18 protein-coding genes and 2 pseudogenes are annotated in these 24,049 nt (G+C 75.4%); 3 read left to right on the top strand and 17 right to left on the bottom strand.

Annotated elements, in window-relative coordinates:
* Positions 1–106: 106 nt before the first annotated feature.
* The 14 genes and pseudogenes from IHE55_RS05870 to hisI all read right to left on the bottom strand — a co-directional run bounded on the left by IHE55_RS05870 (position 107) and on the right by hisI (position 17,982).
* Positions 107–1,621, bottom strand: coding sequence for a glutamate synthase subunit beta (locus IHE55_RS05870; RefSeq protein WP_197988058.1), 1,515 nt, complete (start codon positions 1,619–1,621; stop codon positions 107–109).
* Entirely contained in the window at positions 1,614–6,179 is a 4,566-nt protein-coding gene (gene gltB / locus IHE55_RS05875) for a glutamate synthase large subunit (protein ID WP_372442753.1), read from the bottom strand. The genes IHE55_RS05870 and gltB overlap by 8 nt, the downstream gene beginning before the upstream one ends.
* A 448-nt stretch (positions 6,180–6,627) precedes the next feature.
* Positions 6,628–7,359, bottom strand: a complete 732-nt coding sequence (locus tag IHE55_RS05880; protein WP_197988059.1) for a VIT1/CCC1 transporter family protein — start codon at positions 7,357–7,359, stop codon at positions 6,628–6,630.
* A 956-nt stretch (positions 7,360–8,315) separates the two neighbouring features.
* Positions 8,316–9,377 (bottom strand): annotated as a pseudogene (gene lgt / locus IHE55_RS05885) (prolipoprotein diacylglyceryl transferase); the annotation flags it as partial.
* Between the two features lie 84 nt (positions 9,378–9,461).
* Positions 9,462–10,259, bottom strand: a complete 798-nt coding sequence (locus IHE55_RS05890; protein ID WP_307826530.1) for a DsbA family protein — start codon at positions 10,257–10,259, stop codon at positions 9,462–9,464.
* 169 nt (positions 10,260–10,428) lie between these two features.
* Positions 10,429–11,244, bottom strand: a complete 816-nt coding sequence (gene trpA / locus IHE55_RS05895; RefSeq protein ID WP_197988060.1) for a tryptophan synthase subunit alpha — start codon at positions 11,242–11,244, stop codon at positions 10,429–10,431.
* Positions 11,241–12,536 carry a tryptophan synthase subunit beta gene (trpB, locus tag IHE55_RS05900; protein ID WP_197988061.1) on the bottom strand — a complete coding sequence of 432 codons (1,296 nt, stop codon included), beginning with the start codon at positions 12,534–12,536 and terminating at the stop codon, positions 11,241–11,243. The genes trpA and trpB overlap by 4 nt, the downstream gene beginning before the upstream one ends.
* A gap of 353 nt (positions 12,537–12,889) precedes the next feature.
* Positions 12,890–13,057, bottom strand: coding sequence for a tryptophan biosynthesis modulator TrpM (gene trpM / locus IHE55_RS32975; RefSeq protein WP_372442631.1), 168 nt, complete (start codon positions 13,055–13,057; stop codon positions 12,890–12,892).
* 5 nt (positions 13,058–13,062) lie between these two features.
* Positions 13,063–13,872 carry an indole-3-glycerol phosphate synthase TrpC gene (gene trpC / locus IHE55_RS05905; protein WP_197988062.1) on the bottom strand — a complete coding sequence of 270 codons (810 nt, stop codon included), beginning with the start codon at positions 13,870–13,872 and terminating at the stop codon, positions 13,063–13,065.
* A 163-nt stretch (positions 13,873–14,035) separates the two neighbouring features.
* A complete protein-coding gene (locus tag IHE55_RS05910; RefSeq protein ID WP_197988063.1) occupies positions 14,036–14,500 on the bottom strand; it encodes a DUF2752 domain-containing protein in 465 nt (154 codons plus the stop codon).
* 136 nt (positions 14,501–14,636) lie between these two features.
* Positions 14,637–14,873, bottom strand: a complete 237-nt coding sequence (locus IHE55_RS05915; protein ID WP_197988064.1) for an HGxxPAAW family protein — start codon at positions 14,871–14,873, stop codon at positions 14,637–14,639.
* Positions 14,874–15,037: 164 nt separating this feature from the next.
* Positions 15,038–15,702: pseudogene (locus IHE55_RS05920) on the bottom strand (TIGR02234 family membrane protein).
* A gap of 344 nt (positions 15,703–16,046) precedes the next feature.
* Positions 16,047–17,552, bottom strand: coding sequence for an anthranilate synthase component I (locus IHE55_RS05925; RefSeq protein WP_232265968.1), 1,506 nt, complete (start codon positions 17,550–17,552; stop codon positions 16,047–16,049).
* 40 nt (positions 17,553–17,592) lie between these two features.
* Positions 17,593–17,982, bottom strand: coding sequence for a phosphoribosyl-AMP cyclohydrolase (gene hisI, locus IHE55_RS05930; RefSeq protein WP_197988066.1), 390 nt, complete (start codon positions 17,980–17,982; stop codon positions 17,593–17,595).
* A 374-nt stretch (positions 17,983–18,356) separates the two neighbouring features.
* On the opposite strand from hisI, the gene IHE55_RS32145 reads away from it, so the two are divergent.
* From IHE55_RS32145 to IHE55_RS05945, 3 genes are all read left to right on the top strand, one after another.
* On the top strand, positions 18,357–19,007 hold the full coding sequence (locus IHE55_RS32145; protein WP_197988067.1) for a septum formation family protein: 651 nt from the start codon (positions 18,357–18,359) through the stop codon (positions 19,005–19,007).
* Positions 19,008–19,240: 233 nt separating this feature from the next.
* Positions 19,241–20,482, top strand: coding sequence for a PucR family transcriptional regulator (locus tag IHE55_RS05940; protein ID WP_197988068.1), 1,242 nt, complete (start codon positions 19,241–19,243; stop codon positions 20,480–20,482).
* A 662-nt stretch (positions 20,483–21,144) separates the two neighbouring features.
* Positions 21,145–21,777 (top strand): TIGR03085 family metal-binding protein, encoded by a 633-nt coding sequence (locus tag IHE55_RS05945; RefSeq protein ID WP_197988069.1) that lies wholly within the window; start codon positions 21,145–21,147, stop codon positions 21,775–21,777.
* A 343-nt stretch (positions 21,778–22,120) separates the two neighbouring features.
* On the opposite strand, the gene hisF is transcribed toward IHE55_RS05945, so the two are convergent.
* From hisF to priA, 3 genes are read right to left on the bottom strand one after another with little or no spacing between them, the layout of a single operon-like run.
* Complete coding sequence (hisF, locus tag IHE55_RS05950) at positions 22,121–22,891, bottom strand: imidazole glycerol phosphate synthase subunit HisF (RefSeq protein ID WP_197988070.1); 771 nt, start codon at positions 22,889–22,891, stop codon at positions 22,121–22,123.
* Positions 22,888–23,289 (bottom strand): Rid family hydrolase, encoded by a 402-nt coding sequence (locus IHE55_RS05955; protein ID WP_197988071.1) that lies wholly within the window; start codon positions 23,287–23,289, stop codon positions 22,888–22,890. Before IHE55_RS05955 ends, hisF begins: the two co-directional genes overlap by 4 nt.
* On the bottom strand, positions 23,286–24,011 hold the full coding sequence (priA, locus tag IHE55_RS05960) for a bifunctional 1-(5-phosphoribosyl)-5-((5-phosphoribosylamino)methylideneamino)imidazole-4-carboxamide isomerase/phosphoribosylanthranilate isomerase PriA (RefSeq protein ID WP_197988072.1): 726 nt from the start codon (positions 24,009–24,011) through the stop codon (positions 23,286–23,288). The genes IHE55_RS05955 and priA overlap by 4 nt, the downstream gene beginning before the upstream one ends.
* Positions 24,012–24,049 lie beyond the last annotated feature (38 nt).

A 24,049-nucleotide genomic window follows, 5' to 3' on the forward strand; every position in this document is an offset into this window, starting at 1 on the left:
CGTACGGCGGAGCCCGGGGTCCTCGGGCACGGGGCCATGGGGCCCGGGGCCTCCCGCACCGGGCCGGAAGGGCCGGGAGCGGGAGGGCCGGTGCCGGGGGGCCGGGTCAGACGGTCAGGGACCGGTCGGTGGGGCGGACCGGGGCGGGCAGCGCGCTGCCGCCGGTCAGGTAGCGGTCCACGCCGCGCGCCGCGGAGCGGCCCTCGGCGATGGCCCAGACGATCAGCGACTGGCCGCGGCCGGCGTCCCCGGCGACGAAGACCCCGTCCACGTTGGTGGCGAAGTCGGCGTCGCGGGCGATGTTGCCGCGCTCGTCCAGCTCCAGTCCCAGCTGACGCACCAGGCCGTTCTCCCGGTCGGTGCCGGTGAAGCCCATGGCGAGGGTGACCAGCTGGGCGGGGATCTTCCGCTCGGTGCCCGGCTTCTGCGTCAGCTTGCCGTCCACGAACTCCACCTCGACCAGGTGCAGCCACTGGACGTTGCCGTCCGCGTCGCCCTCGAAGCGGGTGGTGGAGACCGAGTAGACGCGTTCGCCGCCCTCCTCGTGCGCGGAGGTGACCTTGTACAGCATGGGGAAGGTCGGCCACGGCTGGCCGGCGTTCCGCTCCTCACCCGGCCGGGGCATGATCTCCAGCTGGGTGACGGAGGCCGCGCCCTGGCGGTGGGCGGTGCCCACGCAGTCGGCGCCGGTGTCGCCGCCGCCGATGACCACCACGTGCTTGCCCTCGGCGGTGATCGGCGGGGTGACGAAGTCGCCCTCCTGCACCTTGTTGGCGAGCGGCAGGTACTCCATCGCCTGGTGGATGCCGTTCAGCTCGCGCCCGGGCACCGGCAGGTCGCGGGCGGTGGTGGCGCCGGCCGCGACGACCACCGCGTCGTACCGCCTGCGCAGGCCGGCGGCGTCGATGTCCCGGCCGATCTCCACGCCGGTGCGGAACTTGGTGCCCTCCGCGCGCATCTGCTCGATGCGGCGGTTGATGTGGCGCTTTTCCATCTTGAACTCGGGGATGCCGTAGCGCAGCAGGCCACCGATGCGGTCGGCCCGCTCGTAGACCGCGACGGTGTGGCCGGCGCGGGTGAGCTGCTGGGCGGCGGCCAGGCCGGCCGGGCCGGAGCCGATCACGGCGACGGTCTTCCCCGACAGCCGCTCCGGGGGCTGCGGGGTGACGCCGCCGGACTCCCACGCCTTGTCGATGATGGTGACCTCGACGTTCTTGATGGTCACCGGGGAGGGAGCGGCGGCCCGCGGGGCCTCGGTCGAGGGCGGCGGAGGGAGAGGGGTGGGCTGGTTGATGCCCAGCACGCAGGCGGCCTCGCACGGCGCGGGGCACAGCCGCCCGGTGAACTCGGGGAAGTTGTTGGTGGCGTGCAGCCGCTCGCTCGCCGCGCTCCAGTCGTTCCGGTAGGCGTAGTCGTTCCACTCGGGGATGAGGTTCCCCAGCGGACAGCCGTTGTGGCAGAACGGGATGCCGCAGTCCATGCAGCGGCCGGCCTGCTTGCCGATGATCGGCAGCAGCGAGCCGGGGACGTACACCTCGTTCCAGTCCTTGACGCGCTCGTCCACCGGGCGGGTGCGGGCGACCTCGCGGCCGGTGGTCAGGAAGCCCTTGGGATCAGCCATGGGTCGCGGCCTCCATCATCTTCTCGGTGGTCTCGGACGTGGACAGTCCGGCGCGCTCGGCGGCTTCCTTGGCGGCGAGTACGGCCTTGAAGGTGGTCGGGATGATCTTGCTGAACCGGGCGCGCGCGGCGTCCCAGTCGGCGAGGAGCGCCCGGGCCACGGTCGACCCGGTCTCCTCGTGGTGGCGGCGCACCACATCGTGCAGCCACGCGCTGTCGGTGTCGTCCAGTGCCTCCACGGCACCGGCGTTGCCGGCGTTGACGCGGGCCGGGTCGAGGTCGATGACGTAGGCGACGCCGCCGGACATGCCGGCCGCGAGGTTCCGCCCGGTCTCGCCCAGGATGACCGCCCGGCCGCCGGTCATGTACTCGCAGCCGTGGTCGCCCACTCCCTCGGAGACCACGGTGGCACCGGAGTTGCGGACGCAGAACCGCTCGCCGACCCGGCCGCGGAGGAACATCTCGCCGCCGGTGGCCCCGTACGCCAGGGTGTTGCCGGCGATGACCGAGTACTCGGCGAGGTGGGTGGCGGAGCGGTCCGGGCGGACCACGATCCGGCCGCCGGACAGGCCCTTGCCGACGTAGTCGTTGGCGTCGCCCTCCAGGCGCAAGGTGACACCGCGCGGCAGGAAGGCGCCGAAGGACTGGCCGGCGGAGCCGGTGAAGGTGATGTCGACGGTGTCGTCGGGCAGGCCGGCGCCGCCGAACCTGCGGGTCACCTCGTGGCCGAGCATGGTGCCCACGGTGCGGTTGATGTTGCGGATCGGGACCTGGGCGCGGACCGGGCGGGCGTCCTCGGCGGTGGCCGCCGACAGGGCGTCCGCGGCCAGTTCGATCAGTTCGTTGTCGAGCGCCTTGGCGAGGCCGTGGTCCTGGGCGACCGCCTGGTGGCGCACCGCGCCGTCGGGCAGCTCGGGCACGTACAGCAGCGGGGCCAGGTCCAGGCCCTGCGCCTTCCAGTGCGACACGGCCCGCCGGGTGTCGAGGAGTTCGGCGTGTCCGACCGCCTCCTGGAGGGTGCGGAAGCCCAGCTCGGCGAGGAGTTCGCGGACCTCCTCGGCGATGAACTCGAAGAAGTTGACCACGAACTCGGCCTTGCCGGCGAACCGTTCGCGCAGCACCGGGTTCTGGGTGGCGATGCCCACCGGGCAGGTGTCCAGGTGGCACACCCGCATCATCACGCAGCCGGAGACCACCAGCGGGGCGGTGGCGAAGCCGAACTCCTCGGCGCCGAGCAGCGCGGCGATCAGCACGTCGCGGCCGGTCTTCAGCTGGCCGTCGGCCTGCACCACGATCCGGTCGCGGAGCCCGTTGAGCAGCAGCGTCTGCTGGGTCTCGGCCAGGCCCAGTTCCCAGGGGCCGCCGGCGTGCTTGAGGGAGGTGAGCGGGGAGGCGCCGGTGCCGCCGTCGTGGCCGGAGATGAGCACCACGTCGGCGTGCGCCTTGGAGACGCCGGCGGCGACGGTGCCGACGCCGACCTCGGAGACCAGCTTGACGTGGATGCGGGCGCGGGGGTTGGCGTTCTTCAGGTCGTGGATGAGCTGGGCGAGGTCCTCGATGGAGTAGATGTCGTGGTGCGGCGGCGGGGAGATGAGTCCGACGCCGGGGGTGGAGTGCCGGGTCTCGGCGACCCAGGGGTAGACCTTGTGGCCGGGCAGCTGGCCGCCCTCGCCGGGCTTGGCGCCCTGCGCCATCTTGATCTGGATGTCGTCGGCGTTGACCAGGTATTCGCTGGTGACGCCGAAGCGGCCGGAGGCGACCTGCTTGATGGCGGAGCGGCGGGCCGGGTCGTACAGCCGGTCGGGGTGCTCGCCGCCCTCGCCGGTGTTGGACTTGGCGCCCAGCCGGTTCATGGCGATGGCCAGGGTCTCGTGCGCCTCCTGGGAGATGGAGCCGTAGCTCATCGCGCCGGTGGAGAAGCGCTTGACGATCTCGGAGACCGGTTCGACCTCGTCGAGGGGGACCGGCGGCCGGCCGGTCCGGAAGCCGAACAGGCCGCGCAGGGTCATCAGCCGCTCGGACTGCTCGTTCACCCGCCGGGTGTACTGCTTGAAGATGTCGTAGCGGCGGGTGCGGGTGGAGTGCTGGAGCCGGAAGACGGTCTCGGGGTCGAACAGGTGCGGTTCGCCCTCGCGGCGCCACTGGTACTCGCCGCCGATCTCCAGGGCGCGGTGCGCGGAGGGCACCCCGGAGACCGGGTACGCCTTGGCGTGCCGCTCGGCGACCTCGCGGGCGATGACGTCCAGGCCGGCGCCGCCGATCTTGGTGGCGGTGCCGTGGAAGTAGGTGTCCACGAACGTCTCGTCCAGGCCGACGGCCTCGAAGACCTGCGCGCCGCGGTAGGAGGCGACGGTGGAGATGCCCATCTTGGACATCACCTTCAGCACGCCCTTGCCGAGGGCGTGGATGAGGTTGCGGATCGCCTGTTCCGGCTCGATGCCGGGGGTGTCCTGGAAGAACGTGCCGGCCCGGACCAGGTCCTCCACCGACTCCATCGCCAGGTACGGGTTGACGGCGGCGGCGCCGTACCCGATGAGCAGGGCGACGTGGTGGACCTCGCGGACGTCGCCGGCCTCCACCAGCAGCCCGACGTGGGTGCGCTGCTTGGTGCGGATGAGGTGGTGGTGGACCGCGGAGGTCAGCAGCAGCGAGGGGACGGGGGCGTGCTCGGCGTCCGAGTGCCGGTCGGAGAGCACGATCAGCCGGGCGCCGCCGGCGATGGCGGCGTCGGCCTCGGCGCAGATCTCGGCCAGCCGGGCGGCGAGCGCCTCGCCGCCGCCGGAGACCCGGTACAGGCCGGAGAGGGTGGCGGCCCGCATGCCCGGCATGTCGCCGTCGGCGTTGATGTGGATGAGCTTGGCCAGCTCGTCGTTGTCGATGACCGGGAAGGGCAGGGTGACGCTGCGGCAGGAGGCCGGGGTGGGGTCGAGCAGGTTGCCCTGCGGGCCGAGCGAGGAGAGCAGCGAGGTGACCAGCTCTTCCCGGATGGCGTCCAGCGGCGGGTTGGTGACCTGCGCGAACAGCTGGGTGAAGTAGTCGAACAGCAGCCGGGGGCGCTCGGAGAGGGCGGCGATGGGCGAGTCGGTGCCCATGGAGCCGATCGGCTCGGCGCCGGTGCGGGCCATCGGGGCGAGGATGACGCGCAGCTCCTCCTCGGTGTAGCCGAAGGTCTGCTGGCGGCGGGTGACCGAGGCGTGGGTGTGCACGATGTGCTCGCGGTCGGGCAGGTCGGTGAGGTGGACCAGCCCGGTCTCCAGCCATTCGGCGTACGGGTGCTCGGCGGCGAGCGCGGCCTTGATCTCGTCGTCCTCGATGATCCGCCGCTCGGCGGTGTCGACCAGGAACATCTTGCCGGGCTGGAGGCGGCCCTTGCGGACCACCTTGGCGGGGTCGATGTCGAGGACGCCGACCTCGGAGGAGAGCACCACCAGGCCGTCGTCGGTGACCCAGTAGCGGCCGGGGCGCAGGCCGTTGCGGTCCAGCACCGCGCCGACCTGGGTGCCGTCGGTGAAGGTGACGCAGGCGGGGCCGTCCCAGGGCTCCATCATCGTGGAGTGGTACCGGTAGAAGGCGCGCCGGGCCGGGTCCATGGAGGGGTGGTTCTCCCACGCCTCGGGGACCATCATCAGCACGCTGTGCGGCAGCGAGCGGCCCCCGAGGTGGAGCAGTTCCAGCACCTCGTCGAAGGAGGCGGAGTCGGAGGCGCCGGGGGTGCACACCGGGAACAGCCGGTCCAGCGGCAGGTCGCCGAAGAGCTCGCTGGCCAGCTGGGACTCCCGCGCGCGCATCCAGTTGCGGTTGCCCTGGACGGTGTTGATCTCGCCGTTGTGGGCGACGAAGCGGTACGGGTGGGCCAGCGGCCAGCTGGGGAAGGTGTTGGTGGAGAAGCGCGAGTGGACCAGTGCGACGGCGGTGGCGAAGCGGCGGTCGGACAGGTCGGGGAAGAACGGCTCCAGCTGGCCGGTGGTGAGCATCCCCTTGTAGACGACGGTCCGCGCGGACAGCGAGGGGAAGTAGACGCCGGCCTCGCGCTCGGCGCGCTTGCGCAGGACGAACGCCTTGCGGTCCAGGGCGAGCCCGGTGCTGTGCCCGTCGGTGACGAACAGCTGGGCGAAGTGCGGCATGGTGGCGCGGGCGCCCTCGCCGAGCAGGTCGGGGGTGACCGGGACGTCGCGCCAGCCCAGGACGGTCAGTCCCTCCTCGGCGGCGATCTCCGCGATCCGGTCGGTGGCCGTCCGGCGGTCCTCCGGGCCGGTCGGCAGGAAGGCGATGCCCACCGCGTATCCGCCGGCCTCGGGCAGGGGGAAGCCGGTGTTCTCCCGGAGGAAGGCGTCCGGGACCTGGACCAGGATGCCGGCGCCGTCGCCGGACTCGGGGTCGGAGCCGGTGGCGCCGCGGTGTTCCAGGTTCCGCAGCACCGTCAGGGCCTGCTCGACGAGCGCGTGGCTCGGCTCGCCGGTGAGCGTCGCCACGAAGCCCACACCACAGGCGTCATGTTCGTTGCGCGGGTCGTACATCCCCTGGCGGGCGGGGTATGACGCTGTGGACACGGCACGCATCGGCTCTCCCGTCGTCGTCATGGCATCTGGCTGGTGCCGAGGGACGACGTTGGCCCTCTGCGAATTTCGTGCAGGTTACATGATGGTCCACTTCTCGGGAAGCGGATACTCCGTTTCAACATACGGACAACCGGGTGGGTTGACCGTGCGGTGTGGGGCGAAACGGGGGACCACCGCCGGGCGGTCCGGGGACGTGGCCCGGGGCGGAGGATGTCCGGGGCCGTCCCGGACGTCAGGCGGATCGGGCGGCACTGCCCTGCGCGCTTCCGCATTGTGCCCGCCGGAAAACGACCCGAAACCGCCGGGTAACGTGAATTCTCCCGAGTTCTCCGCCGGCTCGCCGGGGTGGGGCGGCGGGAGCGGGAGGGGCCGGGGGAGGATCACGCTCCCCGCCGGCCGGGCGCGGGCACCGCGCGGAGGGACAGCTTACGGCCGCCGCCGCGCCGTGTCAGCCCACGGCGGTGCCGAACAGGGCACCCAGGGCGTAGGTCACACCCGCCGCCGCGCCGCCCAGCGCCAGCTGGCGCAGGCCGCTGTACCACCAGCTGCGCGCGGTCACCCGGGCGACGACCGCGCCGCAGGCGAACAGCCCGATCAGCGCCAGGATCACCGCGGGCCACAGCGCGGTGGCGCCCAGCAGGTACGGCAGCACCGGCAGCAGCGCGCCCAGCGCGAAGGAGCCGAACGAGGAGATGGCGGCGACCGTGGGGGACGGCAGGTCGTCCGGGTCCACGCCCAGCTCCTCGCGGGCGTGGATCTCCAGCGCCTGTTCCGGGTCCCGGGACAGCTGCTCGGCCACCTCACGGGCGAGCCGCGGTTCCACGCCCCGGGACTCGTAGAGCGCGGCCAGCTCCAGCAGCTCGTCCTTGGGGTGCCTGCGCAGCTCCCGCCGCTCCACCTCCAGCTCCGCCTCGACCAGCTCGCGCTGGGAGGCGACCGAGGTGTACTCCCCCGCGGCCATCGAGAAGGCTCCGGCGGCCAGTCCGGCCAGGCCGGTGATGACGATGGTCTGCCGGTCCACCGCGCCGCCCGCGACGCCGGTCATCAGGGCCAGGTTGGAGACGAGTCCGTCCATCGCGCCGAACACTGCCGGCCGCAGCCAGCCGCCATTCACGTCGCGGTGGGTGTGGTTGTCGCGGTGGGCCACGTGCAGGGCCGCGGTGGAGTCGATGACGGACATGACGGACGGTGCTCCCTTCCCCGTGGGCGGGCGGTGCTCGCCCGGTCCCAGCGCTTCGAAGGTACGCGCGAATGACGTGCTCCCGCCAGCAAGGAAGGCCGAACTTACCTCTCTGACCTGCGCAAACGCGCGGAGGCCGGGAAAATTCCCGGCTCGGGCAGGTCCTCGCCGGCGCCGGGATAGGTAAGCCATGCCTGCGCCGGACGCGCCTTACCCGGCTGGCGCGCCAGGGAGGGGCGACGCGCGCGGGGCGCGCGGGGCACGGGAGGCGCGGGAGGCGCGGGAGGCGCGGACCGGTGGGCGCCGCGTGGAGGGACTGCTGGTGGCCGTCACCGGAGGCGGCGCCGAGCGGACCGCCCCGGGAGGTGCCGACGAGCCCGCGGCGAGGGTTGCCCGCCGGGGTGCCCGCCCGGGTCGACCCGCCCGGGAGCGCGGGGGCCGGGGTGCTGGGCACGGGCGCGTGCCGGTGGACGGATGTCGGCGGGAGGCGCGGCGCGGCCGTCCGGTGGGGCGATGGCGCCGGGGGGCGCGTCCGGGCCCAGGGGTACGCCGGGCGCGAGAGCCGGCGCTGCCGGAGGCCGGCCGGCGCCGGATGGGGAACGTCTCCGCCCCGGGGCGCCGGGGGGCGGAGGCGCCGGGATAGGGCGGCCGCCGGACCCTGGGGGTCCGGCGGCCGTCGCGCCGTTTCGGTGGTACGCGTGCCCGGGGCGGGCCCTGGTGGGCGGGCCCTTCGGCCCGGGGATCAGCGGGTCGCCGACCCCTTTGCGCTCTCCCGTGCTCCCGGTCGGCGCCGAGCCGTCGGCCGTCCCGCCCTTCGCCGGGGCCTCGTCGGCCGGGGCGTCCGCGGCCTCCGCGGTCCCGGCGCCGGCCTTCGCGGTCCCGGAGTCCGCGGTTTCGGCGTCGGCGCCGGTCAGGGCACCGGCCTCCGCCGCTCCGGAGGCGTCCGCCGCGGTCTCCGCGCCGGTGGTCTTCGGGGTGCCGTCGGCGGGCGCGCCGGCATCGGCCCGGTCCTCGCCGGTCTTCCCGGCACCGGCCTCCGCACCGCCGGCGGACCGCTCCGCCGCTCCGCCGGCCGCGGCGTCGCGGGACCCGGCACCACCGGAGTCCGCCGCCGTACCGGCCGCCGCCGGGGTGTCCGTACCGGCGGTTCCGCCGGCCGGGTCCGCGCCGTCGCCGGCCGCAGCGCCGGTACCGCCGGCCGGGCGGGGCTCCACCACGGCTTCCCGCCCGGGGGCCTTCTTCGCCGAGATCACCAGGTACGCCACCGCGGCGAGGAAGACCACGAGGGCGGTCCAGTTGTTGAACCGCAGGCCCAGGACGTGGTGCGCGTCGTCCACCCGCAGGTACTCCACCCAGAAGCGGCCCACGGTGTACGCCGCGACGTAGAGCGCGAAGGCGCGTCCGTGGCCCAGCTTGAAGCGGCGGTCGGCCCAGATGACCAGCAGCGCCACACCGACGCACCACAGCGACTCGTAGAGGAAGGTGGGGTGGTAGGTCCCGGCGACGCGGCCGGCGTCGCTGTCCGCGTCGATCTTCAGCGCCCACGGCAGGTCGGTGGCCTTGCCGTACAGCTCCTGGTTGAACCAGTTGCCCCAGCGGCCGATGGCCTGCGCGAGGGCGATGCCGGGGGCGATGGCGTCGGCGTAGGCGGGCAGCGGGATGCCGCGCCGCCGGCAGCCGATCCAGGCGCCCACCGCGCCGAGCGCGATGGCCCCCCAGATACCGAGTCCGCCCTGCCAGATCTTGAAGGCATCGACCCAGTCGCGCCCCTCGGAGAAGTACAGCTCGTAGTCGGTGACGACGTGGTAGAGGCGTCCGCCGATCAGGCCGAAGGGCACCGCCCAGACGGCGATGTCGGCGACCGTGCCCACCTGGCCGCCGCGGGCGACCCAGCGGCGGCCGCCGAGCCAGACCGCGACGAAGACACCGAGGATGATGCAGAAGGCGTAGCCGCGCAGCGGGATCGGACCGAGCTCGATCACGCCGGTCGAGGGGCTGGGAATGTATGCGAGGTCCATGGCAGGGACGACGCTACCCTGCCGGGCGGGAAGCGGGGCAACCCGCCCGGCGCAACGGGTGCGTAACAGGCGTCACCGGATGCGTCACTCCCCCGCCGCCCGGTCCACCAGCTGCCGCAGCCGGCGCGGGGTGAGCGGCTCGTTCCGGTCGCCGTAGATGTCCTCGCCGTCGAGCAGGACCGTCGGGGTGGAGTCGTGGCCGGACCCGGCGAAGGCGTCGGCGGACTTCTCCACCCAGCTGTCGTGGGTGCCCCGGTGGACGCAGCGCCGGAAGGCCTCGGTGTCCAGGCCGTCGACCCGCCCGGCCAGGTCGATCAGGCGGCCCTTGTCGGCGAAGGCGTCGTCGGTCTCCTCCGGCTGGTGGGTGTAGAGCAGGTCGTGGTAGGCGGTGAACCGGCCCGCGTCCTGGGCGCAGGCGGCCGCGTTGGCGGCGTTCCGGGAGCCCGTGCCGCCCAGGTTGCCGTCGATGATGGTGACCAGGCGGTACTCGGTGCGCAGCCGGCCGGCGTCCTGGAGGTCGTGGATGGTGTCGCGGAAGGCCTCCTCGAACTGCTTGCAGGCCGGGCAGCGGAAGTCCTCGTAGATGGTGAGGGTGGCCGGGGCGTTTGCCGGGCCGGCCGGGATCACCAGCCGGTCCCGGCCGGTGGCGCCCTTCGGCGGGGTCACCGGGCCGCCGGGTTCGTCGTCGTCGTCACCGGAGAGCAGGACGCCGATGAGGGCCGCGGCGCCGAGCACGACCACCCCCAGGGCCGCCACGATCAGCACCCGGCGGCGCTTCTCGCGGGCCCGGTCGCGCTCCTGCTGCTCCCGCATCCGGGCCCGGGCGCCGCGCTGCCCGCCGCCCTCGCCGCTTCTGTCACTTCTGCCGCTTCTGTCGCTCACGTCCCGGTACAACGAGGCGGAGAGGCGCACTCGGCACCCCTCCGCCCGCCATTCCCCCGAATCCCTCCGGTTCCGCCCGGTTTTTCGCCCGAACGGAGTCACCGGCCGCCCGGGGGTCCGGCCCGGCCCGGGTGGCCCCGGACCGGGCGGGACGAGGGTGCGCCGCGGCTCACGCCCGCCGCCGCACCCCCTGGGCGAGTTCCCCGGCGAGGGTGCGGACCGCGGCCAGCCCGGCGGGCAGGTCCGGCGCGTCCAGCAGCCGCTTGACGAACGCCGAGCCCACGATCACCCCGTCGGCGAAGCCGGCCACCTCGGCGGCCTGCGCGGCGTCGGAGACCCCGAGCCCCACGCAGACCGGCAGGTCGGTGGTGGCCCGCACCCGGCCCACCAGGCTCTCCGCCTCCCGGCCCACCGACTCCCGGGTGCCGGTGACGCCCATCAGGGACGCCGCGTAGACGAAGCCGCTGCCGGCCGCGGTGATGGCGGCCAGCCGCTCGTCCCGGCTGCTGGGCGCCACCACGAAGACCGTGGCGAGCCCGTGCTTGCCGGCGTGCTCGCGCCACAGCGCCGACTCCTGCACCGGCAGGTCGGGCAGGATGCAGCCCGCGCCGCCGGCCTCGGCCAGCTCGGCGGTGAAGTGCTCCACGCCGTACCGGTCGATCGGGTTCCAGTACGTCATGACCAGCACCGGCTTGCCGGTGGCGCCGTGCACCTCGCGAACGGTGCGCATCACGTCCGCGATCCGCACCCCGCCGCGCAGCGCGATGTCGTCGGCGGTCTGGATGACCGGCCCGTCGAGCACCGGGTCGCTGTGCGGCAGCCCGATCTCCACCACGTCGGCGCCGGCGTCGAGCACGGCCGTCGCGGCGGCGATCCCGTCGTCCACGGTCGGGAACCCGGCCGGCAGGTAGGCGATGAGGGCGGCGCGGCCCTCCTCCCGGGCGGCGGCGAGGGTGTCGGTCAGCAGCTGGATGTTCCCGTTCACTCCGCGTCCCCCCGGATCTCGGCGATCTCGCCGTTGCCGCCGGTCGCGGCGGGCTCCACCGCCGCGTCGGTGTCGTACAGGTTGAAGTACCGGGCGGCGGTGTCCATGTCCTTGTCGCCGCGCCCGGACAGGTTGACCACGATCAGCCCGTCGCGGCCGAGCTCCCGCCCGACCTCCAGGGCCCCGGCGAGCGCGTGCGCGCTCTCGATCGCCGGGATGATCCCCTCGGTGCGGGAGAGCAGCCGCAGCGCCTGCATCGCCGCGTCGTCGGTGACGGCCCGGTACTCGCCCCGGCCGCTGTCCTTGAGGTAGGCGTGCTCGGGGCCGACGCCCGGGTAGTCCAGCCCCGCGGAGATGGAGTACGGCTCGGTGATCTGGCCCTCCTCGTCCTGCAGGACGTAGGACCGGGAGCCGTGCAGCACGCCGGGCTCGCCCGCGGTCAGGGTCGCCGCGTGCTCCCCGGTGTGCACGCCGTGGCCGGCCGGTTCGCAGCCGATCAGGCGCACCGAGGCGTCCGGGATGAAGGCGTGGAAGAGGCCGATGGCGTTGGAGCCGCCGCCCACGCAGGCGATGGCCGCGTCGGGCAGCCGCCCGGTCCGCTCCAGGATCTGCCGGCGGGCCTCCACGCCGATGACGCGGTGGAAGTCGCGCACCATCGCGGGGAAGGGGTGGGGGCCGGCGACGGTGCCGAACAGGTAGTGGGTGCGGTCCACGTTGGCGACCCAGTCGCGGAACGCCTCGTTGATGGCGTCCTTGAGGGTGCGGCTGCCGGACTTCACGGCGACCACCTCGGCGCCGAGCATGCGCATCCGGGCGACGTTGAGCGCCTGCCGCTCGGTGTCCACCTCGCCCATGTAGATGGTGCACTCCAGGCCGAAGAGGGCGCAGGCGGTGGCGGTGGCGACGCCGTGCTGGCCGGCACCGGTCTCCGCGATCACCCGGGTCTTGCCCATCCGCTTGGTGAGCAGGGCCTGCCCGAGCACGTTGTTGATCTTGTGGGATCCGGTGTGGTTGAGGTCCTCGCGCTTGAGGAAGATGCGGGCGCCGCCCGCGTGCCCGGCGAAGCGGGGCACCTCGGTGAGGGCGCTGGGCCGGCCGGTGTAGTGGACCATCAGGTCCTCCAGCTCGGCGGCGAAGGCGGGGTCCGCCTTGGCCTTCCGGTACTCCACGGCGACCTCGTCCACCGCGGCCACCAGCGCCTCGGGGATGAACGTGCCGCCGAACGCGCCGAAGTATCCGTCGGCGGTGGGGACCAGACCCTCGGGGTCCGGGATGAAGAAGTCAGAGGACATCCGACGTACTCCTCCGTCGGGGCGGGGAGCCCCGACCTGTACTGGTATGACATGGGATGAGGGGGATCACGATGCGGGGCGTGCCCCGGCCGGTCCGCTCGATGGGGAGCCGGCGCCGTGGCGGCGCGCCGCGCGGGAAACCGTCCGGCCGCCCGGTGCCCCGGGGCCGCCGCGGCCGGGACGTGCCCGGCCGGCCCGGGGCCGCCCGGAGGGGGCGCGGCGTACGGGCGGGAGGGATTCCCGGTGCGGGGCCGCCGGTACGGCGGGTCCCGGTGGCGGTCCGGCCGTACCGGCCGGTCACCGCGGGTGTGCGACGCGGACCGGGCGGTTGCGCACCGCGGGCGGTGCGGCTGTCAGCCGGCGGACGGACGGTGGTCGGCCACCGTGCGCCATCGCATGCCGTTGATCTGTCCCGGCTCACAGCCGATGTGGTAGCGCACCCGGCGGCCGTGGACCCGGCGGGCGGGCGCGCGGCAGCCCCGGGGACGGCACCCCGGAGCCAGTCGCGCGTACGCCCGCATGCCGCTCAGCCCCGTCCGTGCCGCAGGGCCGGGTGGGCGCCGGCCGCGACCAGGTCCGCGACGGCGGTCCTGGGGTCCCGGCCGGTCACCAGGGACTCACCGACGAGCACCGCGTCGGCACCGTCGTTGGCGTAGGCGATGAGGTCGTGCGGGCCGCGCACCCCGGACTCGGCCACCTTGACGATGTGGTCCGGGATCTCCGGCGCGACCTGCGCGAAGTTGTTCCGGTCGACTTCCAGGGTCTTGAGGTTGCGGGCGTTGACGCCGATGACGCGGGCCCCGGCGTCCACCGCGCGGGCGACCTCTTCCTCGTCGTGCACCTCGACCAGCGGGGTCAGGCCGATGGACTCGGCCCGCTCGATCAGCGAGACCAGCGCCGGCTGGTCCAGGGCCGCGACGATCAGCAGGGCGAGGTCGGCGCCGTACGCGCGGGCCTCCCACAGCTGGTAGGAGGTGACGATGAAGTCCTTGCGGAGCACCGGGATGTCCACCCGGGCCCGGACCGCCTCCAGGTCCTCCAGGGACCCGCCGAAGCGCCGCTGTTCGGTGAGCACGCTGATGACGGCCGCGCCGCCCGCCTCGTAGTCCGCGGCGAGCCCGGCCGGGTCGGCGATGGCGGCGAGCGCGCCCTTGGACGGGCTGGAGCGCTTCACCTCGCAGATCACCTTGATGTCGTCGCCCTTGAGCGCGGCGGCCCCGTCCTTGGCCTGCGGCGCCTTGGTGGCCCGCTCCTTGAGCTCGTCGAGGGTGACCCGCGCCTGCCGCTCCGCGAGGTCCGCGCGGACACCGTCGATGATCTCGTCGAGCACACTCACGCGAGCGGCCCCCTTCCGGACGGGGATGGAGCTTCGGGCTGTTGCCGGTGGCCGCGGCGGACCGCTGCACCTTGACGATGGTATCCGCCGCCGGACGGAGGTTCCGCATCCGGTCGGCCGTCGTCCCGGCACGTGGACGATCACGCCGGATCGGAGTGCCTGGTCAGGGCGTCAGAGCGGCCCCGGCGTCCAGGTTGCGGACCACCGTGAACAGGACCGTCAGCACCGCCGCGATCCACAGGTGGACGGTGCCGGGCCGCGGGGCGGGCGCCGGGCGGCCGGCGGCGGCGCACCGCAGCCACCTCAGCCAGTACCCGGCGAGGACCAGGTAGCCGGCGAGGGCGAGCGCGTTGGCGTGCAGGGCGGTGGTCAGGTCCCCGTGCGCCAGGGCGTGCGCGCCGCGCAGACCGCCGCAGCCGGGGCAGAGCAGGCCGGTGTGGTGCAGCAGCGGGCACACCGGGTAGTGCCCCGGTTCGCCGGGGTCCACCAGCGCCACCGCGGTGAAGGCCGCGGCCGCCGCGGCGAGCGCGCCCAGCGGGGCCGCCAGGCGGCGCGCGGTGCCCGCCGGCCGGGGCCCGGCGGGCGGGCGCACCGGGGCGGTCGGCGGGCGTACCGGGGTGCGGCTCACCCGTCGAGTCTGCCCGGCGCCCGCCCCGGGCGCAGCCGCTGCGGGCGGGCGTTCCCCCGGGTGGCGGGGCCTTCGCCCGGACGGGGCGGCCGGCGGGGTCCGCCGCGCCCCTGGGACCGGGGCCGGGCCCCGTGACTCAGGCGCCCTGCGGGGTCCGGGCCTGCTGCGCGGCCGAGCGGCGCGGCTGCTGGCCCATGCCGGCCATCCGCATGGCCAGGCCCACGATGCCGCCGACGGCGACGATGCCCAGCCCCACCCAGAAGCCGACCGGCTCGGCCATCACGGTGAAGGCCGCGGACACGCAGAAGCCGATGAAGGCGATGATGACGCCGGTCCACGCGGCCGGGGTGTGGCCGTGGTTGTTACCCGCCATGAGTTCTCCTCGAATGCTGTGCTGGTCCCCCGGCCTCCGCCGCCGGACGGTGTCCGGAGAGCCCGGGCCGGGGAGCGGGGGCGAACGCTCCGTGGCCATTCTCCCCGAATGCGCCGCCGGGGGTTCAGCGGGGGTGGGGGGTGGTGGATCACCGGCGGTGTCCGTCAGGGGCGGGGTCCGGTGGGGTCCTCGCCGCGGTCCAGCGCCTTCCACAGGTCCTCGGGGCGGTCCGGGTCGGCGGGGGGGCGGCGGCGCGGCGGGCCGCGGGGCGGGGGGTGCCGCCGCGCTCGTACCGTCCGGACATGGCGGGCCAGTGGCGTCCGTAACCGAGGGCGAGGGCGCCGGCCAGGAGCAGCAGCACGCCGCCGGCGAGCGCCACCCAGGGCCAGGCGGTGTGCGCCACGTCGTGGATGGCGCTGTTGGCCAGCCCGGTCGCCCGGGATGCCTTGTCCTCCAGGGCGTCGGTGTCCGAGGCGCCCGCCAGGGCGCTGACGACGATGCCGGCGCCGCAGAGGGTGAGCAGGGCGGCGACCACGACGCGGCCGGTGCGGCGCACCGCGAAGATCGCCACCAGGGCGGCGAGGCCGACCACCGCCAGGGCGCCGGGCAGCCCGGTGATGTCGTCGCCGTCGGCGCGCTGCGGGAGCGTGCCCTGGGCGACGGCGGCGGTGCCCTCGGCCCAGGTGCGGCTGCTGGCGAGCAGCACCAGCGCGGCCCCGGCGGCGCCGGACACCAGGGCGACGGCGAGGCTCCGGCGCCGCTTGCGTTCGGTGGCGGCGGAGATCTGCGGGGTCTGGGCACGGGGCTGGGGTACGGCTGCTGCACTCACGGGTACCACTATCCCGTACGCGAAACGGACAGTGCGGGCGGGGCCGCCCGCACGCCCCGCCGCCCCCGGCCCCGGTGGCCCGGACCGGATCGCGCGCGCCGCCGCCCCCCGCCGGCTCGTCTCCCCGGTGGCCCGGCCGGCCGCACGCCCCGGTGGCCCGGCCGCCGGCCCGCCGTCCCGTTGGTCCCGGTCGGCCCGCACCACCTGCGGCTCCCGCAAGCCCGGCGGTCCCGCGCTCCCCCGCCCGCCTCCGCGGCCGCGCCCTCGCCGCCCCCCGCACGCCCGCCGCCTCCGGCGGGACGGGACCAGGGCGGGGGGTCCGGGCCGGGGCCGGCGGGACCGGGTCAGCCGGACAGCTGGTTGGCGGTGTGCACCGCCCGCAGCACCGCCGCGGCCTTGTTGCGGCACTCGGTGTCCTCGGCGACCGGGTCGGAGTCGGCCACCACCCCGGCGCCCGCCTGCACATAGGCGGTGCCGTCGCGCAGCAGCGCGGTGCGGATCGCGATCGCGGTGTCCGAGTCGCCGGCGAAGTCCAGGTAGCCGACGCAGCCGCCGTACAGTCCGCGCCGGGTCGGCTCCAGTTCCTCGATGATCTGCATGGCGCGCGGCTTGGGCGCCCCGGAGAGGGTGCCGGCGGGGAAGCACGCGGTCAGGACGTCGAAGGCGGAGCGGCCCGGGGCGAGCGTGCCGGTGACGGTGGAGACGATGTGCATCACGTGGCTGTAGCGCTCCACCGACATGAAGTCCACCACCTCGACGCTGCCGGGCTCGCAGACCCGGCCCAGGTCGTTGCGGCCCAGGTCGACCAGCATCAGGTGCTCGGCCCGCTCCTTGGGGTCGGCGAGCAGCTCCTCGGCGAGGGCGGCGTCCGCCCGGGGGGTGGCGCCGCGCGGCCGGGTGCCGGCGATGGGGTGCAGCATCGCCCGGCCCCGCTCGACCTTGACCAGCGCCTCCGGGCTGGAGCCGACGACGTCGAAGGCGGTGCCGTTCTCGTCGGGGAACCGGAACAGGTACATGTACGGGCTGGGGTTGGTGGCCCGCAGCACCCGGTAGACGTCGAGCGCGCTCGCCGTGCACGGGGTCTCGAAGCGCTGGGAGGGGACCACCTGGAACGCCTCGCCGGCCCGGATGCGCTCCTTGATCTCCTCGACCGCCGCCTGGTAGTCCGTGCCGCCCCAGGCGGTGGTGAACGGCGGCAGTTCCGAGGGCGGCAGGGCGGTGGGCGCGGTGGGGACCGGGCGTGCCAGGTCGGCGGCCATGGCGTCCAGCCGGGCGACGGCGTCGGCGTACGCCTCGTCCACCCCGGTGTCGAGGTCGTTGTGGTTGATGGCGTTGGCGATCAGCAGGACGGTGCCGTCCCAGTGGTCCAGCACCGCCAGGTCCGAGGTGAGCAGCATCGTCAGTTCGGGCAGCCGCAGTTCGTCCCGGCCGCTGTCGCCGATGCGCTCCAGGCGGCGGACGATGTCGTAGCCGAGGTAGCCGACCATGCCGCCGGTGAACGGGGGCAGGCCGGCGCCCGCCTCGGGCACCGGCGGGGTGTGCAGGGTCTCGACGGTGGCGCGCAGCGCCTGGAGCGGGTCTCCGTCGGTGGGCACCCCCACCGGCGGGGTGCCCAGCCAGTGGGCGCGGCCGTCCCGTTCGGTGAGGGCGGCGGAGCTGCGGACGCCGATGAACGAGTAGCGGGACCAGGACCGGCCGTTCTCCGCCGACTCCAGCAGGAAGGTGCCGGGCCGTTCGGCGGCGAGCTTGCGGTACAGGCCGACCGGTGTGTCGCCGTCGGCGAGCAGCCTGCGGCTCACCGGGATGACCCGGCGGTCGGCCGCCAGCGCGCGGAAGGTGTCGAGATCCATGGTGGCTTCCCCCGGGGTCGTCGCCGTCATGGCGCGGAGCCTACTGCTCCAGCGGCAGCTGACCGGAATCGAAGCAGGTGCGGTCCCCGGTGTGGCAGGCGGCGCCCACCTGGTCCACCTTGACCAGGATGGTGTCCGCGTCGCAGTCCAGCGCCACCGACTTCACGTGCTGGACGTGGCCGGAGGTGTCGCCCTTGACCCAGTACTCCTGGCGGCTGCGGCTCCAGTAGGTGCAGCGGCCGGTGGTGAGGGTGCGGTGCAGCGCCTCGTCGTCCATCCACCCGAGCATCAGCACCTCCCCGGTGTCGTACTGCTGGGCGATGGCGGGGACGAGTCCGTCGGCGTTGCGCTTCAGCCGCGCGGCGAGCGCCGGGTCGAGCGGGGAGGGCACCTCGGCGGCGCGGGCCGCGGGGCGTTCGGAGCCGGTCATGGGCCCATTCTGCCCTGCCGTACGGGGTGCCGGACGCCGGTGGCGACCGGTGGACCGGCCGGTATCCGTCGCCCGACCGGCGGACGGGCACCGGTATGCGGCATGCTTCGGTCATGACGTCTCCGCCTCCGTCGAGCCCCTTCGGTCCTCCCGGCAGCGGTGGCTTCGGGCCACCGCCGCCCCAGGGTCCCGGCCCGGGCGGCGGGCCGGGACCGGGGGGCTTCGGACCGCCCGGCTCCCCCGGTTTCGGGCCGCCCGTGCCGCCCGGCGGTTTCGGCGGCCCGGGCGGTGGTTTCGGCGGATCGGGCGGCCCGGGCGGCGGGTTCGGGCCGCCGGTGCCGCCGCCGGGTCCGCCACGCCGCAACGGGCGGAAGGTGGCGGCCGTCGCGGCGGGCGCGGTGGCCGCGGCGGCGCTGGTGGCCGGCGGGGTGCTGTACGCACTGGGCGACGACGGCGACGACGGGGGCAGGCCGGCCGCCGCCGGTTCCTCCGCCGCGTCCGCCACCGGCACGCCCTCCGCCCCGCCGAGTTCCCCGGCGGCCGGGCCGTCGGGCACCGAGGACCCGGGGCGGGGCGCCCCGCTGGGCGGCGGTCCGGGGGACGGCTCCGACGAACCGGACGCCTCGTCCTCCCCCACCGACTCCGGCACCGACTCCTCCGCCCCGGCGGTGCCGTACGTGGCGCTGGAGCCGGGGCAGTGCTTCGACCACCCCGGTCTGGACAGCACGGTGACCCGGGTGGAGATCCGCTCCTGCGACGGTCCGCACGACGGTGAGGTCATCGCCAACGAGACGCTGACCGGCACCTTCGGCACCGAGCAGGAGATCCAGCAGAAGGCTCTGGGCCTGTGCCGGGCGGACGCCGAGAAGCGCCTGGCGGACCTGCCGCGGGACAAGACCTTCTACTACTACGCGCTCTACCCGTCCCGGGAGACCTACGCCCGGGGCCAGGACCGGGTGTCGTGTTCGCTGACGCTCAGCGCCTCCGTGGACGGCCCCAAGCTCCAGGAGCCGCTGCCCGGCTGACCGTCCGCCGGCCCGCGAGGGCGGCGCGGACCGCCTCCGGACGGTGCGGTACGGCGCCGGGCGGCGGCGGGGCCGGGCGCCTGGCGGGGTGGCGCCGCCTCCCCCGGTGACGCGTCCGGTCGCGGACGGGCGCCGGATTCCGCGGCCGGACGGCTGGTGTCCGCGCCACCCTCGTGTTACTCATTGGTAACACCAGGGTGGGCGGTACCGCGGCGTCTGCGGGGAGGGGCGGCATGAGCGGCGACCAGAGCACGATCGCGCCGGGCGGCACCCCGCCGCACCGGCGGCTCGCCTCCGCGACGCACGATCTGTCGGCCCGGGTGCTGGAGGAACTGGTCGCCCGCGTCCCGGCCTACCGCGGTCTGCCCCGGGAGCGGCTGCGCGCCGAGATCGGCCGCACCGTGGAGTACGGGGTGCGCGCGCTGACCCGGGTGCTCGACACCGGCCGGCTCCCGGCACCCGAACAGCTCGCACGGATACGGGAGTCGGCGGCCCGGCGGGCGGAGGACGGCGTTCCGCTGGAGGCGGTGCTCAGCGCCTACCACCTGGGCGCGCAGCTGTGCCTGGACCGGCTGGCCGCCACCGCCGGGCCGGCCGACCTGCCGTCGGTCCTCGCCGTGCACCGGCTGGTGCTTCGCTGCCTGGACCTGCTGTCGTCGGCGGCCTCGGCCGGGTACGCGGCGGAGCGCCGGGCGGCGGCCGGGGACGCGCACGCCGCCCGGCGGTCGCTGCTGGCGGACCTCCTGGAGGGCGCGCCCGCGCCGGCCGCGGCCCGCCGCGCGGGTGTCCGGCTGCCGGCCTGCTACCTGGTGCTCGGGCTGCGGTTCGGACCGCACCCGCAGGAGCTGCGGCCGGGCGCCGATCCGGTGGCGGCCGCACGGCGGAAGCTGCGCCGGGCCCGCGCGGAGCTGGAGCGGCACGTGGCCGGGGACGCGCCGGCGCTGTTCGCCGCCGACGGCGGGGTCGCCCTGGTGCCGCGCGAGGTGCCCGGCACCGGTCCGGCCGGAAAGGACTGGGACTGGCTCTCCTCGGTGGTGCGGCACATGAGCCAGGTGTCCGGCGCCGAGATCTGGGCCGGGGCGGTGGCGGCGGCGCCGGAGGAGGTGGCCGAGGCCGCCCCGCTGGCGGGGCAGGTGTGCGAGACGGCCACCGTCTTCGACCGGCCGCCGGGGCTGTACCGGCTGGCCGACGTGGCACTGGAGTACCAGCTCACCCGCCCCGGGCCGGCCCGCGAGGAGCTGGCCGCGCTGCTGGCGCCGCTGACCGGGCGGCCGGAGCTGCTGGAGACGCTGCGCGTGTTCATGGCCGGGCCGGTGGACCGCCGGCGGACCGCCGCCGCGCTCCAGGTGCACCCCAACACCGTGGACTACCGGCTGCGGAAGGTGGCCGCGCTCACCGGTCTGGACACCAGCCGGCCGGCCGATCTGCCGACGATCCGGGCCGCGCTCATCGCGCACCGGGTGAGCGCCCGGTGACGACGGGCCAGGCGCCCGCCGGAGGGGGTGCGGCGCCCGGGCGCCGCCGATGGGGTGCGCCGCCCGGACGCCCCCGGCCGCCGGCCTGACGCCGGAGCCCGGTCGTCGGACGGCGACGGCCCGGGCGGCGCTGATCGCGCACCGGGTGTCGCCCGGTGACGACCGGCCAGACCCCCGCCGGAGATGCGAGGTCGCCCGGACGCCGCCGATGGGGTGCCTCGCCCGGACGCCCCCGGCCGCCGGCCTGACGCCGGAGCCCGGTCGTCGGACGGCGACGGCCCGGCGCGCACCGCAACGGCGCACCGCGGCGGCCCGGGCGCAGCGGCCGAACGCGACGGCCGGGGCGCACCGGCCCGAACGCGGCGGCCCTAACGTGACAGCGACGCGACGGCCGGGCGCGCCGGACCCCCGCGAACCGGAGCCCGCGGACGGAACGCCTGGGCGCGGGGTGCCGATGCGGCGGCCGGGGTGTGTCACGCCCGGGCGCCGGAGCCCTGCGGCCGGGGTCCCACGGCCGGCCGGGCGCCGCGATGCCGGCCGGACCGCCGGTCCCGCCCCGGTGGCACCGCCCGGCCGCGGCGGTGCCCGGGACCCGCCGTACGGCCGACCCGGCGGGCGCGGCACCGTGGCCCGGCCGCACGCCCGGTCGTACCCTGGCCCCCATGTCCACCCATGCCCAGCGCGAACGACTGCTCCTCGCCGATCTCCTGGAGGCGGCCGGCCCGCAGGCCCCGACGCTCTGCGAAGGCTGGACCACCCGGGACCTCGCCGCCCACCTGGTGGTCCGGGAACGCCGTGCCGACGCCGCCACCGGAGCGCTGTTCAAGCCGCTGGCGGCGCGGCTGGAGCGGGTGCAGGCCGAGTTCGCCGCCAAGCCGTACGAGGAGCTGATCCAGCTCATCCGCACCGGGCCGCCCCGGCTCTCCCCGTTCGCCCTGAAGCAGATCGACGAGGCGGCGAACACGGTGGAGTTCTTCGTGCACGGCGAGGACGTCCGCCGGGCGGAGCCGGACTGGACGCCGCGCCCGGTCGATCCGGTCCTCGCCGATGTGCTGTGGTCGCGGATCGAGCGCGCCGCCCGGCTGTTCGCCCGCCGCTGCCCGGTCGGGCTGGTGCTCCGCCGCCCCGACGGCCGCACCGCGGTCGCCCGCCGCGGCACCCCGGTGGTGACCGCGACCGGCGAACCGGCCGAGCTGCTGCTCCTGCTGTACGGCCGTCAGCAGGTGGCCCAGGTCGCGCTGGACGGTGACAAGGAGGCGGTGGAGCGGCTCCACGAGGCCCGGCTGGGTCTGTGAGCGGGGCCCGGGCCCGGAGCCGGTGCGTCCGGCCCCGCCCGGGCCGGGCCGCTGGGTCCGGCCGCGCCGCCCCGTAGCGCGCCGCCGGCCGGGCCCGCCGCCCGTCACCGGGTCACCGGCCACGCCGACCCGCGCCGCCGCCGGCCACGCCGATCCGCGCCGGCGTCGTCGCCGGGTCACCGTGCCGCCCGCCCGCGCACACCCGCCGCCCCGGTCCGGACCGGACCGGGGCCGGACCGGCGGAAAACGGCGGCCGGCCCCGGCTCAGGGGCACACGGGCGCGAAAACACGAGCCGCGCCCAGGGCCACGGCCCCCGCGCCCGCTCAGGGGCGCGGCCCGGGCTCAGCGGACCGGGTGGCCCGCCGAGCGCAGCGCGTCCTTGACCTGGCCGATGCGCAGGTCGCCGAAGTGGAAGACGGAGGCGGCGAGCACCGCGTCGGCGCCGGCCTCCACCGCGGGGGCGAAGTCGGCGAGGCGCCCGGCGCCGCCGCTGGCGATGACCGGGACGGTCACGTGCTTGCGCACCGCGGCGATCATCTCGGTGTCGTAGCCGTCCTTGGTGCCGTCGGCGTCCATGGAGTTCAGCAGGATCTCCCCGGCGCCCAGCTCGGCCGCGCGGTGCGCCCACTCCACCGCGTCCAGGCCGGTGCCGCGGCGCCCGCCGTGCGTGGTCACCTCGTACCCGCTGGGGGTGGTGGTGTCCTCCGGGGTGCGGCGGGCGTCCACCGAGAGCACCAGCACCTGGCGGCCGAAGCGCTCGGCGATCTCCCGGATCAGCTCCGGGCGGGCGATCGCGGCGGTGTTGACGCCGACCTTGTCCGCGCCGGCGCGCAGCAGCCGGTCGACGTCGTCGGCGGTGCGCACGCCCCCGCCCACGGTGAGCGGGATGAAGACCTGCTCGGCGGTGCGGCGCACCACGTCGTAGGTGGTCTCCCGGTTCCCGGAGGAGGCGGTGATGTCGAGGAAGGTCAGCTCGTCGGCGCCCTCCTCGCCGTAGATCCGGGCCATCTCGACCGGGTCGCCGGCGTCCCGCAGGTTCTGGAAGTTGACCCCCTTGACGACCCGGCCGTTGTCCACGTCCAGGCAGGGGATGACTCGGACCGCCAGGGTCATCGTGTGGTTGCTCCTCTGTACGCTTCGACTTCGACCTCGACCAGCACCCGGGAATCGACGAACCCGGAGACCACCACGGTGGTGGTGACCGGGCGCACCGCGCCGAACAGCTCCTTGTGGGCGCGGGCCACCGCGTCCACGTCGCGCAGATGGGTGAGGTAGATCCGGGTGCGGATCACCGACCCGGCGCCCAGGCCGAACTCGTCCAGGGCCGCCAGCGCCTTGCCGAACGCGGCTCTGGCCTGCTCGTAGGGGTCCCCCTCGCCCTGCAGCACGGTGCCCGTGACGGGCATGGTGCCGCCGACCAGGACCAGGTCGCCCGCCGCCACGGCGCGCGCGGAACCGGTCGTCTCCTCCCAGGGGTCGTCGGACTGCGTGCGCCGTACGGCTCCGGTCATCGGGATACCGCCTCCAGTGCCTCTTCGAGGGTGAACGCCTTGGCGTAGAGCGCCTTGCCCACGATCGCGCCTTCGACGCCTTCCGGCACCAGACCGGCGATGGCCCGCAGGTCGTCCAGGGAGGAGACGCCGCCGGAGGCGACGACCGGCTTGTCGGTGGCGGCGCACACGTCGCGGAGCAGCTGGAGGTTGGGGCCCTGGAGGGTGCCGTCCTTGGCGATGTCGGTGACGACGTAGCGGGCGCAGCCCTCGGAGTCCAGCCGGGCGAGGGTCTCGTACAGGTCGCCGCCGTCGCGGGTCCAGCCCCGGCCGCGCAGCGTGGTGCCGCGGACGTCCAGTCCGACGGCGATCTTGTCGCCGTGCTCGGCGATGACCCCGGCGACCCACTCGGGGGTCTCCAGCGCGGCGGTGCCCAGGTTGACCCGGGTGCATCCGGTGGCCAGGGCGGCGGCGAGCGAGGCGTCGTCGCGGATGCCGCCGGACAGTTCCACCTTGATGTCCATGGCGCCGGTGACCTCCGCGATCAGCTCGCGGTTGTCGCCGGTGCCGAAGGCGGCGTCGAGGTCCACCAGGTGGAGCCATTCGGCGCCGGCCCGCTGCCAGGCCAGGGCCGCCTCCAGGGGCGAGCCGTAGGAGGTCTCGGTGCCGGACTCGCCGTGCACCAGGCGGACGGCCTGGCCGTCGCGGACGTCGACGGCGGGGAGGAGTTCGAGCTTGCTCATCTGGGCGGGTCCTCGTGCGTGGTGGTAGGGGTGCGCGG

It is taken from the genome of Streptomyces pactum, assembly GCF_016031615.1.
GTDB lineage: Bacteria > Actinomycetota > Actinomycetes > Streptomycetales > Streptomycetaceae > Streptomyces > Streptomyces pactus.